This window comes from Bacillus sp. FSL E2-8868, from assembly GCF_038005505.1.
Classification (GTDB): Bacteria; Bacillota; Bacilli; order Bacillales; family Bacillaceae_G; genus Bacillus_A; species Bacillus_A mycoides.
Genome location: NZ_JBBOTI010000003.1, coordinates 72656 through 87942 on the forward strand (window position 1 = coordinate 72656; position 15287 = coordinate 87942).

The 15287-nt window shown below is 36.6% G+C and carries 19 protein-coding genes and 1 riboswitch; of the genes, 1 reads left to right on the top strand and 18 read right to left on the bottom strand.

Going from position 1 to position 15287, the window contains the following annotated elements:
- Position 1: 1 nt before the first annotated feature.
- From sufC to NSS74_RS21595, 11 genes are all read right to left on the bottom strand, one after another.
- The gene (sufC, locus tag NSS74_RS21545) at positions 2 to 787 is read right to left on the bottom strand and encodes a Fe-S cluster assembly ATPase SufC (RefSeq protein WP_002034576.1); all 786 of its coding nucleotides are present in this window, start codon (positions 785 to 787) and stop codon (positions 2 to 4) included.
- Between the two features lie 237 nt (positions 788 to 1024).
- Positions 1025 to 1831, bottom strand: a complete 807-nt coding sequence (gene metQ, locus NSS74_RS21550) for a methionine ABC transporter substrate-binding lipoprotein MetQ (RefSeq protein ID WP_002089377.1) — start codon at positions 1829 to 1831, stop codon at positions 1025 to 1027.
- Positions 1832 to 1902: 71 nt separating this feature from the next.
- The gene (gene metQ, locus NSS74_RS21555) at positions 1903 to 2715 is read right to left on the bottom strand and encodes a methionine ABC transporter substrate-binding lipoprotein MetQ (protein WP_002015935.1); all 813 of its coding nucleotides are present in this window, start codon (positions 2713 to 2715) and stop codon (positions 1903 to 1905) included.
- 22 nt (positions 2716 to 2737) lie between these two features.
- Complete coding sequence (locus NSS74_RS21560) at positions 2738 to 3403, bottom strand: methionine ABC transporter permease (RefSeq protein ID WP_002129754.1); 666 nt, start codon at positions 3401 to 3403, stop codon at positions 2738 to 2740.
- A complete protein-coding gene (locus tag NSS74_RS21565) occupies positions 3396 to 4421 on the bottom strand; it encodes a methionine ABC transporter ATP-binding protein (RefSeq protein ID WP_061673671.1) in 1026 nt (341 codons plus the stop codon). The genes NSS74_RS21560 and NSS74_RS21565 overlap by 8 nt, the downstream gene beginning before the upstream one ends.
- Positions 4422 to 4729: 308 nt before the next feature.
- A riboswitch (SAM riboswitch) is annotated at positions 4730 to 4837 on the bottom strand.
- A gap of 125 nt (positions 4838 to 4962) precedes the next feature.
- Entirely contained in the window at positions 4963 to 5307 is a 345-nt protein-coding gene (locus NSS74_RS21570) for a hypothetical protein (protein WP_193664380.1), read from the bottom strand.
- A 152-nt stretch (positions 5308 to 5459) separates the two neighbouring features.
- Positions 5460 to 5768: a thioredoxin family protein gene (locus tag NSS74_RS21575; RefSeq protein ID WP_002015940.1), complete on the bottom strand. Its 309-nt coding sequence runs from the start codon at positions 5766 to 5768 to the stop codon at positions 5460 to 5462.
- Between the two features lie 3 nt (positions 5769 to 5771).
- Positions 5772 to 6116 (bottom strand): toprim domain-containing protein, encoded by a 345-nt coding sequence (locus NSS74_RS21580; RefSeq protein ID WP_000640865.1) that lies wholly within the window; start codon positions 6114 to 6116, stop codon positions 5772 to 5774.
- A 375-nt stretch (positions 6117 to 6491) separates the two neighbouring features.
- On the bottom strand, positions 6492 to 6875 hold the full coding sequence (gcvH, locus tag NSS74_RS21585; protein ID WP_000026895.1) for a glycine cleavage system protein GcvH: 384 nt from the start codon (positions 6873 to 6875) through the stop codon (positions 6492 to 6494).
- Positions 6876 to 6916: 41 nt separating this feature from the next.
- Positions 6917 to 7282 (bottom strand): arsenate reductase family protein, encoded by a 366-nt coding sequence (locus NSS74_RS21590; protein WP_002129756.1) that lies wholly within the window; start codon positions 7280 to 7282, stop codon positions 6917 to 6919.
- Positions 7283 to 7702: 420 nt separating this feature from the next.
- Entirely contained in the window at positions 7703 to 8230 is a 528-nt protein-coding gene (locus tag NSS74_RS21595) for a hypothetical protein (protein ID WP_016102224.1), read from the bottom strand.
- A gap of 144 nt (positions 8231 to 8374) precedes the next feature.
- Between NSS74_RS21595 and NSS74_RS21600 the strand changes: the two genes are divergently transcribed.
- Entirely contained in the window at positions 8375 to 9022 is a 648-nt protein-coding gene (locus tag NSS74_RS21600; RefSeq protein WP_002143641.1) for a phosphatase PAP2 family protein, read from the top strand.
- A gap of 54 nt (positions 9023 to 9076) precedes the next feature.
- Here NSS74_RS21600 and NSS74_RS21605 read toward each other — a convergent pair whose 3' ends face one another.
- From NSS74_RS21605 to NSS74_RS21635, 7 genes are all read right to left on the bottom strand, one after another.
- Entirely contained in the window at positions 9077 to 10090 is a 1014-nt protein-coding gene (locus tag NSS74_RS21605) for a PTS transporter subunit IIC (RefSeq protein WP_002143642.1), read from the bottom strand.
- Between the two features lie 22 nt (positions 10091 to 10112).
- Positions 10113 to 11063 (bottom strand): L-lactate dehydrogenase, encoded by a 951-nt coding sequence (locus tag NSS74_RS21610; RefSeq protein ID WP_407707958.1) that lies wholly within the window; start codon positions 11061 to 11063, stop codon positions 10113 to 10115.
- Between the two features lie 247 nt (positions 11064 to 11310).
- Positions 11311 to 11559: a spore coat protein gene (locus NSS74_RS21615; RefSeq protein ID WP_002034620.1), complete on the bottom strand. Its 249-nt coding sequence runs from the start codon at positions 11557 to 11559 to the stop codon at positions 11311 to 11313.
- Positions 11560 to 11572: 13 nt separating this feature from the next.
- The gene (locus NSS74_RS21620) at positions 11573 to 11758 is read right to left on the bottom strand and encodes a hypothetical protein (RefSeq protein ID WP_061673675.1); all 186 of its coding nucleotides are present in this window, start codon (positions 11756 to 11758) and stop codon (positions 11573 to 11575) included.
- Positions 11759 to 12002: 244 nt separating this feature from the next.
- Complete coding sequence (locus NSS74_RS21625) at positions 12003 to 12560, bottom strand: TetR/AcrR family transcriptional regulator (RefSeq protein ID WP_002034616.1); 558 nt, start codon at positions 12558 to 12560, stop codon at positions 12003 to 12005.
- Positions 12561 to 12563: 3 nt separating this feature from the next.
- Complete coding sequence (locus NSS74_RS21630) at positions 12564 to 13286, bottom strand: MBL fold metallo-hydrolase (protein WP_002143649.1); 723 nt, start codon at positions 13284 to 13286, stop codon at positions 12564 to 12566.
- A 139-nt stretch (positions 13287 to 13425) separates the two neighbouring features.
- A complete protein-coding gene (locus tag NSS74_RS21635) occupies positions 13426 to 15210 on the bottom strand; it encodes an acyl-CoA dehydrogenase family protein (RefSeq protein WP_016102228.1) in 1785 nt (594 codons plus the stop codon).
- Between the last annotated feature and the right edge of the window lie 77 nt (positions 15211 to 15287).

Genomic DNA, 15287 nt, shown 5'->3' on the forward strand with positions numbered 1-15287 from the left:
CTTACGCTTCTTGCTCTGCTGTTTCGTCTTCAATACCTAATTCTTTTTTAATCCAGTCGTAACCTTCAGCTTCTAGACGTTGTGCAAGCTCAGGGCCACCAGATTTAACGATACGACCGTTCATCATAACGTGAACGAAGTCTGGAGTGATGTAGTTTAATAAACGTTGGTAATGCGTAATCATTAGGCAACCGAACTCTTCGCCGCGCATTTGGTTGATACCTTTAGATACAACTTTTAATGCATCGATATCAAGACCTGAGTCGATTTCATCTAAGATTGCGATTTTTGGCTCAATCATCATTAATTGAAGAATTTCGTTACGTTTTTTCTCTCCACCAGAGAAACCTTCGTTTAAGTAACGTTGTGCCATTTCTGGATCCATTTCTAGGAATTCCATGTTTTTATCTAAAGTACGGATAAATTTCATAAGAGAAATTTCATCGCCTTCTTCACGACGTGCATTAATTGCAGAACGTAAGAAGTCCGCGTTTGTTACTCCGCTAATTTCACTTGGATATTGCATTGCTAAGAATAGACCTGCTAGCGCACGCTCATCTACTTCCATTTCTAATACATCTTCACCGTCGATGATTATGCTACCTTCTGTTACTTCATACTTTGGGTGACCCATAATCGCAGAAGATAAAGTTGATTTACCTGTTCCGTTAGGTCCCATAATTGCGTGGATTTCTCCACCTTTTACTTCAAGGTTTACACCTTTTAAAATTTCTTTGCCATCGATTGATACGTGTAAGTCTTTAACCGTTAATGTAGAACCAGCCATCTCAATACCTCCATTAATCCTCTATATACATTTTAAAAATTACTAAAACGTTCATATTCTCATTTTATTCTCATTCTAATCTTATAGCAAATAAAATGATATCGCAAACACTAAGAAAATGTAACAATTTTTTCACAAATGTATATAAGTATTTCCTTTACATCCTCTTATGATACACCTTTCTTCTTATATATATAAAGAAAAAAGGACTGGGTTATTCCCAGCCCTTTCCAGCACCTATTCGTTCACAGGAAGTACAGCACCTTTATATTCTTTGTTAATAAAATCTTGAATTTCTTTTGAATGTAGCACTTCTACTAGCTCTTTAATTTCTTTTTTCTTCTCGTCACCTTTACGAACTGCGATAATATTTGCGTAAGGAGAGTCTGATCCTTCAATTGCAATTGCATCCTTTGTTGGATTTAATTTCGCATCAATTGCGTAATTTGAATTAATAAATAAAGCATCACCTTCATTGTTTTCGTACAGCTTCGGTGAAAGTCCAGGTTCTACATCTGTTTTAAACTTTAAATTTTTCGGATTTTCTACAACATCTTTTACTGTTGCTTTAACAACATCTACACCGTCTTTTAATTTAATAACGCCGCCTTTTTGTAACAATGCGAGCATACGGCCACGCTCCGCTACGTTATTACTCATAATAACTGTTCCGCCATCTGGAAGTTCTTTTAAGCTTTTATATTTCTTAGAATAAATGCCCATTGGCTCTAAATGAATTTTTCCTGCATTTACAATTTTGTATCCTTTTTCTTGAATCTCTTTATCTAAATAAGGGATATGTTGAAAATAATTTGCATCGATTTCTTTATCAGCTAATGCCTTATTTGGTAAAACATAATCCTGGAATTTTTTTATCTCTAACTTAATGCCCTTTTTCTCTAATATTGGCTGTGCCTTTTCTAAAATAACAGCGTGCGGTATATTAGAAGCGCCAACGACAAGCTTATTCTCATCTTTCCCCCCGCAAGCAGCTAATGTAAATACAGACAGTGCTGTAACAACTGACAATAGAATCTTTTTCATATGATGTCCCCTTCTCCCCTATAGTTATGTAGTAAAAAAAGGACCGGCATACACCAGCCCTTTTTCCGCAATTATTCTTTTACAGGAACAACTGCCCCTTTATATTCTTTAGTAATAAAGTCTTCAATTTCTTTAGAATGCAGTACTTCTATAAGAGCTTTAATCTCTTTTTTATCTTTATCGCCTTTACGAACAGCTACTACGTTTGCGTATGGAGAATCATTTCCTTCAATTGCAATCGCGTCTTTTTCTGGGTTTAATTTCGCATCAATTGCATAGTTAGAATTAATTAGAACCGCATCGCCTTCTTTATTGTTATACACTTGTGGCAATAAACCAGGCTCGATATCTGTTTTGAACTTTAAGTTTTTCGGATTATCCGCAATATCTTTTGGAGTTGCTTTAACTGGCTCTACTCCGTCTTTAATTTTTAAAATGCCTTCTTTTTGTAAAATTGCTAAACCACGACCATGATCAGTAACAGAATTACTCATAATAATTGTCGCCCCGTTTGGAAGTTCTTTTAAGCTCTTATATTTTTGAGAATACACACCAATCGGTTCTAAATGGATTTTTCCTGCTATTTCAAAATCATATTTCTTATCTTTGATCTCTTTTTCTAAATACGGAATGTGCTGAAAGTAGTTTGCATCTAATTCTTTATCTGCTAACGATTTATTTGGTAATACGTAGTCTTGGAATTTTTTAATTTCTAACTCAATTCCTTTTTTCTCAAGTAACGGTTTTGCCTTTTCTAAAATTTCAGCGTGCGGTACGTTAGAAGCACCAACAACAAGTTTCTTTTCATCTTTATCTTTCCCGCCACAAGCAGCTAACCCAAAAATTGAAGTTGAAATAAGTGCTGTAAGTAATAATTTTTTCATTTGAAATATCCCCCTGTTTTCATTATCTTTTATCTATTCGAGTCGTTAAACTATCACCAATCCACTGAATTAAAAATACAACGAGTAATACACAAATTGTCGCAACGATTGTTACATCGTTATTTCCACGCTGGAATCCCTCTAAGTAAGCAAGTGTTCCAAGACCACCAGCACCAACAACACCTGCCATTGCTGTATAGCCTACTAAAGCAATAGTCGTAACCGTAATACCAGATACTAACGCTGGTAACGATTCTGGAATTAACACCTTCAAAATAATTGTGCTTGTTTTTGCTCCCATCGCTTTTGAAGCTTCAATTACACCTTTATCAATTTCACGAAGTGCGATTTCAACCATTCTCGCGTAAAACGGTGCCGCTCCAATAATTAAAGCTGGCAGCGCTGCACTCGCTCCGAGTATTGTTCCAAGAAGAATCTTTGTGAACGGGATTAATAAAATAATTAAAATGATGAACGGTATAGAACGGAAAATGTTTACGAACGCTCCAATCACCGTATTAATCGCTTTATTTTCCCATAAATTATCTTTCGCTGTCATAAAGAGTAATAGTCCTAAAATAAGTCCTAAAACAAATGTGGCAAGCGCTGCGATTGCCGTCATATATAACGTTTCACCAGTTGCTTCTAACATTTGATTCCAATCAATATTTGCGATTAACTTATCCATGTGCAATCACCTCCAGCTCTACTTGATCTTGATGAATCCCTTCTATTGCTTGCTGGATCGCTGTTTCTTCACCATTTAAATGAACGACTAAACTTCCGTAAGAGCCGTTATTCGTTTGCGCGATATTTCCTTGCAAAATGCTAACTTCTATATCACCGCGCTGCATTAACCTTTGAAGTACCGGTCTTTCTACCGCTTCACCGACAAACTGCAAACGAATTACTTTTCCATCTGGATACTTTTCTATTAAACTTTCAATCGTTTCATTCGTATCTTCAGAATCAGTTAACTGCTGTACAAATCGTTTTGTAATGTCTTGCTGTGGATTACGGAATACGTCAAGTACTGGACCCGTTTCTACGATTTTCCCTTTCTCCATTACAGCAACTCGATTACAAATTTTGCGAATAACGTGCATCTCATGCGTAATCAATACAATTGTTAAGCCGAGACGCTTATTAATATCTAACAATAAATCTAAAATTTGATCTGTCGTTTCCGGATCAAGAGCTGACGTTGCTTCATCACATAAAAGTACTTGTGGATTATTTGCTAACGCTCTTGCAATCCCGACGCGCTGCTTTTGTCCACCACTTAGCTGAGATGGGTACGCGTCTCCTCTTCCTTCTAATCCAACAAGATGAATTAACTCATCGACACGTTTTCTTCTCTCCGCCTTATCGACACCTGCAATTTCAAGTGGGAATGCGATATTTTCACGCACAGTTCGTGACCAAAGTAAGTTGAAATGCTGAAAAATCATTCCGATTTCTTGTCTTGCCTTACGAAGTTCATTTCCAGTAATCGCTGAAATCACACGATTCGCAATTGTAATTTGGCCAGAAGTTGGTTTCTCTAACTGATTAAACAATCTGATTAACGAACTTTTCCCAGCGCCACTATATCCAATAACACCAAATATTTCGCCTTTCTCTATTTGTAAGTTGGCGTTATCTACAGCAGTGACATCACCGCTTTTTGCCTTATATATTTTCTTTACATTTTCTAATAAAATCATGATGTTCACCCCTTTTTTAAATAAAAAGCGCAAGCGGCTCGCTTAGAACAAGAGGGCGTTGGAATCCCAGACGTAGAGGCGCTTTTTGCCTCATAGGAAGGGATGAAACGACCGACTGTTCTAGCCGCTGGAGCTAGATTTCATAAAACTTTGGATAGACTCCGCATTTTTTTATTTTTCATGCGTGTAGTCCATCGTTATAGCTCCTCTTATTATTTGAATTTCCTCCGCATTCAAACAACAAAAAACCTTTCCGCTTCTAGAGAAGCAGAAAGGTTTATATGCGTATATAACAACATTATCCCTCTCTCTCATCTCTCAAAGCATTTGCTTTGCAGGAATTGGCACCATTTCAACATAAGTTGACGGTTGCCGGGCTTCACAGGGCACAGTCCCTCCACCTCTCTTAATAAGAGAAATCAGATTAAATTTTCGTCTGATTTAAAATTTATGAAATTGTCTATATTTTATGAATTGAATTGTATCAATATCCACACGCTCTGTCAACAGAAATTTTCACAAAAAAAGAAACTTCAGAATTTTAAGCTCCGACTGACATCGGTTTACATATATGAAACATCGATTCAACTAATAACATCGTTCGATACGTTCCAGAATATTGTACCCGTCCATCACTCATTAACTTTTGCAACCTCATATTTCCAGTCACTAATTTTTGTACATCCTCTTCCTCTAAACAAACGATTTGTTCCGTTCCTCTCGTCTCTTTCAAAAGTTCTATATAATCTCTTGAAATTTGTAACGAACAGCATTCATCTCCAAAACGAAAATTAACAGTTCTTTCTCCTTGCCTTAAAAGCGGTTCTAAATGATATTGACCATTAGCGTAATTTACAAATGATTGAAGCAAAGAATATAATTTCATCCTAAACCACATCCCTCATATCACTTTCTATTACATACCATTCCCTCTTATTAAAGGGCAATCCTGTTATTTTCGCTCGACAAATACTGTATCTATCACGCATGTCGACATATTTCCCAAGAAATATGTCGAGGCGGCAAAAACTTTGCCGCCTACTTTAATTCCGTATATAAATATTCAACCGAATGAAATGCATATATTTTCTTCATCAGTGTCCCATTTTCAAAAATAAGTAAACACGGTACACTTTCTATCCCATACTCTTTCGCTAAATGCGGGGCATAATTTAAATCTAACATTCCAATTTTCAAATCTTCAATCGTCATCTCAACGACCGTTAACATCTTCTTTGCCAATTGGCATGTTCCACACATTGGTGTATACACATATAACACTGTTTTTTCTTCATTTCCTATTAGGGCTGTAGCTTCGGCACCTGTCCAATCAATCACTTCTATCATTCCTTACCGTAAATATTCTGTATAAACGTCAATGTCTGCTCCCCATAATACATTTGCTAAATGTGAAGAAGGTGCAGTCGCCACCTCGCGATACGAGCGATCAATATAAATATGCTCTGCTTGCGGAAATTCTTTTCGGAATTGTTTCCTTAACTTTTCTCCTGCATCATCAGCATCCACTAGCACATATACGTCCTTATCAAAAAATTGATCAATGAGCTCATCCATTTTCGACAAACCAATTGTACCATTTGTACAAACAATTTCCACTGGTTCACGAATAATAGATTCAATCTTTCTTCTATCCGATTTACCTTCTACAATAATGACTTTTTCCACATAAATCATATGTCATCACCCGATCACCATATACTATACAACCTTTAACTTAGTATATAGTATATTCGTTATTTTCATGTTGTTTCCTGTTTATTTTTGCAAAAGAAAAGCGGAAGCGGCTCGTTCAGAACAGGAGGGTACCCGAACTCCTGAACTAGAGGCGCTTTTTGCCTCGCAGGAAGACGTGAAGCCCCCGAACAATCTAGCCGCTGGAGCTGGATCATAACGAAAAGCGCAAGCGGCTCGCTCAGCATGAAGCCTCCATGAAAAAAGTTTTTCAAAAACGTTCTCCTACATAATAATTAATATATATGTTTTTAAATTCATTATGTACACAACATAAAAAAGGACAGCACAAAGGCTGTCCTTTTTCTTCGACTATAATTAGTCTTGGTTTGTCATTTCTGCATATTTTTCTGCAGTTAATAACTTCTCAACTTGGCTTGCATCAGAAAGTTCAACTTTAACCATCCATGCACCCTCGTATGGAGATTCGTTAACTAGTTCTGGTTGGTCACTTAATTCTTCGTTTACTGCTACAACTTTACCACTTACAGGTGCGTATAATTCAGAAACTGTTTTAACAGATTCTACGCTTCCGAATGGCTCGTCAGCTTGGATTGTTGCACCTACTTCAGGAAGTTCAACGAATACGATATCGCCTAACTCACCTTGCGCAAAATGAGTAATACCGATAACAACCGCATTACCTTCTGTTTTTACCCATTCGTGTTCTTCAGAGTAACGTAAATTATTTGGAATGCTCATGACTGTACCTCCAGTGAATGTATTAATTATGTAAAAATACCTTATTGGTACTTTTTCCACACACTTTCAAACTGCTCTTCGTTAAAACCAAGTGTTACACTCGTTCCATCTGTTACAATTGGACGTTTAATCAACATGCCATCAGATGCTAAAAGCTCATACATTTCGTCTTCGCTTGCATCCTTTAACTTATCTTTTAAACCAAGTTCGCGGTAACGCATTCCACTTGTATTAAAGAATTTTTTTAATGGTAATTCACTTTTCTCATGTAAATTACGTAAATCTTCTTTTGACGGTGGATTTTCAACAATATGAATCATCTCATATGCTACATCGTTTGCCTCAAACCATTTCTTTGCTTTTTGACATGTGCCACATTTTGGATATGAATAAAATGTTACTGTCATAAATTCACCTACTTTTTTACTAACCTTTACCTTTATCATATAGAAAACATTTTATTATTTCAAACGATTATTCGCTAAACTTTTACTTATTTCGTGATAATTTTTAATAATCCTGCTAATTTTTCTTATTTTTCCGCCATTTATTAAGAAAAAATAAATATATAATTTTTTTAAAATTTTTTCTCATCCCACGCCGAACATATATCTTAAACAAACGTTTGATTAATTTCATATTTTTCTACCTCAACCTTTGGAATACGTAGATTCTTTTATACCGAACATATACCTTAAACAAACGTTTGATTAATTTCATGTTTTTCTACCCCAACCTTTGGAATACATGAATTCTTCCATACCGAACATACCTCTTAAACAAACGTTTATTTAAAAATAAAAAGAGCCCTTTTACAGGCTCCTTCATCATCGACTTAAATAGTCCGAAATTGTTTGAAATACTATGATATACATATTATGAATACTTTGATCGGAAACAGTATCATTATATAACCCCATACCCCAATACTGTCCTTCAGGGCTTCCCATGTTTACAAACCCTTGCGTATACATCATCGCTCTATCTCTTGGCGCATTGTCATAATCTAAATCTTTTTCAGTAAAAATCAAATATGGTCTATCCTTTAAACCGATAAAAAACACTGGTTTCTTTAATGATAAAAATAAGTCCGTATACTGTTCCTTTGATGCTTCTTGAAAATATTCTTTCATGACGAGAAAACCATCAACCTTTGCTGATTTCTCCTGCATCTCCTCTAACTTAACGTTTTCAAACTTTATATTTCTAAACGTATCTTTCGGCTTTTCACCAACAACTCCAATTACGAGTGCTCTCCCGTTATATTCTAATTTCTCTCCTTCTTTATCCTTTGCACACCCAGTACTCACTAGGCATAACAATATAAAAACTAAGAAATAAAATGAACGCTTCATATAGCACCCTCCCCCTCTTTTAAGTCAAGTGACAAAAATGTAAGGTGAATTCAAGAAAATGTAAGTAAAATCGATAGCCCAATTGGATTTTCTATATTATAATCAATTGAATTTATTTACATTACTAAAACATAGGAGATTATCATGAAGAAATTTAAACTTTCATCTCTTCTTCCGTTAAGTTATATACTTCTACTCGTACTCGTAAGTCCCCTTTACGATGTATTAAATAAATCTACTGTTCACGCAGTAGATGTCACAACTGTAGTAGATGATTGGATTCCATTTGTGAAAGCATTTATTATTCCTTACTTACTTTGGTTTCCATACTTATACGGTGCACTTATTTATTACTGTTTTGCTGATCGAAAGCAATATTATGTCACTTTAAGTAGTGTAATTCTTGGAAAACTTGCTTGTTTTTCGATTTATTTTTTTTGGCAGACAACTGTACCACGCCCAACCGTCGTTGGAACAGATGTATTTTCCGAACTAGTCCGCTATATTTATAGTATTGATCATCCAGTAAACTGCTTCCCAAGCATTCATGTCCTTACGACATTTGTAATTATGTTAGCTGCCTTTAAGCGCAAGGAACAGCATACTTTGGAATATTACATCCTTACTTTCTTCGGTACGCTTATTATTTTATCAACATTATTTACGAAGCAGCATGCATTTGTAGACGCCATTTCTGGAATGACGCTTGCAAGCGTACTTTACTTCGGCGTTCAGTTGTTATTAGCAAAAGAAACCGTACGTGTTCCAGTAAAACAAAATCAAAAAATGTAAAAAGCAGACTGTGGCTTCAGTCTGCTTTTCTCTATTATTAAAGAGATTTTCAAATTAAGATTGTGGTACAGTCATGTCACCAGAATGAATACGACCTGCTTTTTTAAGAGCAATGTACAGTATATAAGAAACAGCTACTGGAATGATGATATAAGTGATTACCATCGCTGGGACAACTTCCCACCCTTGACTGGAAATTAAATTAATTGGTGCGATAAGAGAGCTTAATCCAAGACCTGCAATTTCTTTTCCTGCTTCCAGTTGGAAAATTAGTGCCGATACTGGGCCAACTATTGCACTGGCGACGACAGTTGGGATGAGAATCATTGGATTTTTAGTAATGTTCGGCAACTGTACTTTTGGAGTACAAAGTGCCTGAGCTAATATGCCACCTAAATTATTCTCTTTCGCTGAAATAACAGAGAATCCGATAAACTGAGCAACACATCCTGCAAGTGCTGCACCGCCTGCAACACCATCTAAGCTAAGCGCTATCGCTAACGCAGCTGATGAAGCTGGAGAGATAAGTAACAATCCCCAAACTACAGCAATCACGATAGAAGCGATAAACGGGCTACCAGCTGAACTATCTTTAATGAATGCTCCAACTGTATTTAAAACTGGGCTAATATTTTGAGCTAACCAAATACCGACTAAACCAGAACCTAATATTGCTGCAAATGGAACGAGCATCATATCTAAAGCAGTTTTTCCACTTAATCGTTTACCAATATAAACTGCTAAAGTCGCTGTTAATAATGCACCGATTGGTTCACCTGTTTTAATGATGAGACCAGCTTCAGTAATTGAAATGGAACCTGCTCCAATTGCTCCAGCTACCATTGCTGAGAAAATTACGAGTCCGTTTGCACCGAGCATAAAGGCAATCCCGGCTCCAATTGCTGGTGCCATAAGTGATTTTGCAACAACTCCGATTGTAATAAGTAATGGGATATCAACAATTCTTCCTATATTTTCGATCAGTAAACCAATTCCAAGGGATACGAAAATACCCTGTGCGATTCCGGCAGAAGCTTTAAACACACGAGACATTATATATTCCTTCATTTGTTTCACCTTCTCCTATAATTTAGTAACCAATTGTTTTCATATAATCGCGTAAAACATCGTTTGATTTTGCAAAGCGACTTTCTTCATCTTCTGATAAGTTTAGTTCTACCACTTCTCTTATACCATCTCTAGTAATAATTGCTGGTACTCCTGTACAAATATCGTATTCGCCATATTCACCATCTAAAATGGCTGAAACAGCGATAACACGGTGATCATCATTGAAAATTGAGCGAGCAATATAAGCTAAAGAATTTCCGATTCCGTAATAAGTAGTTCCTTTACGCTTATAAATTTCCCATCCAGCTTTTGCAGTCTTCTCAACAATTTCATCTAAATCTATTTCACCAAATTGGTCTTTTTTCTCTTCTAAAATTTGTAAAATCGGCTTTCCACCAACAGTTACGTGAGACCAAGCAACCATTTGAGAATCACCATGTTCTCCTAATGAATACCCATGAATACTACGAGGGTCTACATGTAACATTTCAGATAAAATTGTTCTTAAGCGAGAAGAATCTAGTGATGTACCTGTACCAATCACACGATTTCTAGGTAATCCAGATAGCTTCCACACTTGATATGTAATAATGTCAACTGGGTTCGATGCGAGTAAGAAAATGCCATCAAATCCACTTTCCATTACGCCTCCAACAACACCCTCCATAATCTTAGCGCTGGCTCCTAAAGTGTCTAAACGACTTTGTCCAGGCTTCGGCGCTGGTCCTGCTGTAATAATGACAATGTCCATATCTTTGCAGTTTTCATAACTTCCTGCATATACTTTTGTTCTTGTATTTGTAAAGTTAATGCAGTGGGATAAATCCATCGCTTCTCCAACTGCACGTTCATGATTTATATCAATTAACAATAACTCTTCGCAAATCCCTTGGTTTACAATGGAATACGCACAGCTTGATCCAACTAATCCAGTACCGATAATTGCAATTTTTCTTGTGTTTCTATTCATAGCAATCTCTCCTAATTGATCATGTAGTCTATTTCTTTCGTTCTTTACACCCCTAATTATAGAGGTTCTCACGATAGAAACCATGGATACTTTGTGAAATGTTGAGCAAAGTTTTTGTCCTTTTTGTGAATTGTCATATTACATTTTCGTCATATTTGTTACAACCGGAAAAATATTTTTTATGTATTTATTGACATATACCAAACAAAAAAACGAGCGAATCCATTCGCTCGTTTTTTTCATCACACTATTCCGCACTTAATTGACTTTTCAATTGCTGTACAATCATTGGGTTAGCAGGCGCTGCCGGCTTATAATAACTTTTTTGCTTTGCGTATTCATACATATTACGTTGACGGGATTCATCTTGATTACGAATTTGAATTAACGTTTGATGTAACTGTTCATTATCAGACTGAGAAATATAATTTGCATAACTTGTTAAACTTGAGTTTAACCCTGCTAAATAATCATTTACCATATCTTTTTCATTCATTTCTCTCTTCCTCCTATCCTAGAAAAGTCATTAACTGCTGTTTCGTATTTCGTGCATCTTGCGCATCCTTCTCAAGCATTTGCTTTAGCTGTGGGTCTGTACAAGCCTGTGCATACTGGTCCAATTTGTTAATAATCGTCGCATGACCACCAATTAAATGACGTAAATTTTCCACTTCAAGCTCTGTTAAGTTTTGCATAAAATACTCCTACCTTTCTTTGTTCATTCACGATTTAGTATTTATTTCTTTTAGGATTATATGCACTAAAAAAACCTTAGAATCGCTTCTAAGGTTTCCTCTTATTCATACTCAAGCTGCAACACCTATAATTAACGAAAGAATTAAGAACACAACTACCACTTGTAATTTTGCCTCCAGCAAACCGCAGCCTACTATACAAAAAGCATGATCAGTAACAAATTCACGTTTTTTTGCTTCCTATTCAATCTCTCATTACATGTAATCCTTTAATAAACGTTTCCAATAATACATGTAAACTTGTATCTAAATCTAGCGGCAAACCAAATCCACCTTGCTGTTCAATCGACGCAAATCCATGACAAATACTTCTGAATCCACGTGTCGCATGAAGTGCATTCTCTCCTTCTAAGCCGTATTGTTGTAAAACATGAAGACAAAGCTTTACAATTCCGTCACCTGCTTTTCTTACTTCTTCCTCTCGTAAAAAAGTTGCTTCATATAATCCAGGATGTTTGCGTACGAATGCGACATACGCTTCTCCTAAAGCATGAATTGCTTCGTCCATACATTTACCCTCAGCAGCTTCTTCCAGTCTGTTATGCAGCTGTTTTATTCCGTACATACCAAGATTTTTCCGTACATCTTGTAAACCTTTCACATGATTGTATAGCGAGGGTGAACGTACCCCTAATGTTTGCGCTAATGAAGCTAACGTTACTTCTTGTATTCCATTTATATCTGCAATCTCTGCCGCTGTTTCTACAATTTTCTGTAATGTAAGTCCGATTCTCGGTGACATAAATTAACCTTCTTTCCTACTTTCTATATTCCGCTTAGCTTCCTTAATAGCAAGTTTTATGACAGTGCCTGGATCCTTTATCATTTTCCCATGTCCTGCCGCAAGTAAGGAAGGCTCATATTCGCTTAGCTTCTCTGCACTTTGTAATGATATTTCTTTGCTCCACGTTGCCATTGCAGGAAACGGAAACCAAAATTTCATTTGCCCCGAAACAGCCATACCCCCTCTTGTTTGGAAGGCATCCCCGACAATAAGAGCTTTATTTCGTACATCAAGAAGCGACATGGATCCTGGCGTATGTCCCGGTGTCATAATCGCAAGAAGCGATCCAACTCGGTCGCCATCTTCCAATAAAACATCAGGTACCGTTTTTACCTTTTTAGGTACACCGCCTTTTATCGGTATATTCGGTTCATCCTTTTGTAACGTCGTATCTCCTTCTAACAGCTTTGCGTCCCGCTTAGAAATATAGACTGGAACATTAGGAAGTACTTCCTTTAACGCGTCTAATGCACCGATGTGATCATCATGCGCATGTGTTAATACAATCTTAGTAATTGGCTTCCCTATTTTCTCAGCCGCCTGTAAAATACCTTTTGTGCTATATGGCAAAGCCGCATCAATTAAAGTTAAACCATCTTCTTCCTCCACAAAGTAACAATTCACAGGAAACACTCTTGGCAAAAATGACAATTGATATACCGTTTTTTCATGCATCATTCTCATATTTCCATCTCCCTTTTCACGAAAACTAATACCATTAGTTTTATTATACTAATGGTATTAGTTTTGTGTCACTAAAAATTTCATTTTTACAAAAAAAAAGAAAAGTAGCCGTTTATACGACTACTTTTCTTTACAGCTATTAAACTGTGTAACGCTCATCTTCTAAAATTTTCGCAGCAATTTCACGTTTCTTCGGAATTACATTAAGTGGTGTGTGGCGAGTTAATTTACGTAATGATGATAACATCATGCGCAGCATGTCGCCGTTTTCAACTGCGATAAGTGTTTCTTTCGCATCTGCTTCGATTTCGTTGAATGCTTCTTGGCAGAATACTTCAGTGTATAACACTTTTTGTTTATTCTTTTCAAGACCAGTTGTTTTAATTGCTTTTTCTGTACGAAGAACAGCTGACTCCATTGCGTATAGGTTGCTTACGATGTCAGCGATATTCACAAGAATTTCTTGCTCTTTATCTAATGCTTTACCGTATTTTTGAGCAGCTAATCCAGCTACCATTAAGCCGATTTTCTTCGCGTTAGTTACTAAATATTTTTGAAGTGCTAATGGCTCATCGCCTACTTCTTCTGGCATCATCATCATTAACTCTTCTTGTAATTTTTGTGCTTTTTGTAGTAATGGTAATTCACCTTTCATCGCTTTACGTAAGAACGTACCTGGTACGATTAGGCGGTTAATTTCGTTCGTTCCTTCGAAAATACGGTTAATACGAGAATCGCGGTACATTCTTTCAATCTCGTACTCTGCCATAAATCCGTAACCACCGTGAATTTGAACACCTTCATCTACTGTATAATCTAGTACTTCAGAACCGAATACTTTATTTAAAGAGCACTCGATTGCATATTCAGCGATAGAAGCTGCTACTGCTTTACCGTCCTTTACTTCCTCTTCAGATAATGTGCTCATGCGGCTTTCGAATAAACCTACTGTACGGTATACAGAGCTTTCAGCTGCATATGTTTTCGCTGCCATATTCGCAAGTTTCTCTTGAATTAATGGGAAGCGAGCGATTGGTTGTTTGAACTGTTGACGTTGATTTGCATATTGTGCTGAAATTTCTACTGCACGTTTCGCAGATCCAACTGTACCAACACCTAATTTATAACGACCGATATTTAAAATGTTGAACGCGATAATATGACCTTTACCGATTTCACCAAGTAAGTTTTCTTTCGGTACTAATGCATCTTCTAAAATTAACGTACGAGTTGAAGAACATTTAATACCCATTTTCTTTTCTTCTGGGCTTGTAGATACGCCAGCATATTCTTTCTCTACGATAAATGCTGAGAAGTGCTCTCCATCAATTTTTGCGTATACGATAAATACGTCAGCGAATGCAGAGTTTGTAATCCATTGCTTTTCACCATTTAATACGTAATGTGTACCTTCTGCATTTAAACGTGCCGTTGTTTTTGCACCTAATGCGTCAGATCCTGAACCTGGCTCTGTTAATGCGTATGCAGCTAATTTTTCACCAGTTGCAAGTAATGGTAAATACTTTTTCTTTTGCTCTTCGTTACCGAATAATACGATTGGTAATGATCCGATACCTACGTGAGCACCGTGAGTAATTGCAAAACCACCAGCGCGAGAGAATTTCTCTGCGATTAACGCTGAGCTTACTTTATCAAGACCAATTCCGCCATACTCTTCTGGTACGTCAGCGCCTAATAAACCAAGTTCCCCAGCTTCTTTTAAAAGACGAACAGAACGATCAAACTCATGTTGCTCTAAATATTCAAGCTCTGGAAGAACTTCATTTACGATAAAGTCCTCTGTCGTTTTTGCAATCATTTTATGCTCAGATGAAAAATCCTCTGGCGTAAACACTTGATCAATCGTAATCTCCTCTACTAAAAAGCTACCGCCTTTAACCGCATTTCCTACTGTTTTTTCCATGAAAATTTCCTCCTTCATATTTTCATAAGCCGCTTTTCTCATTTTGAAAGAAGCTGGCTCTCATTTTTTTTATAAAC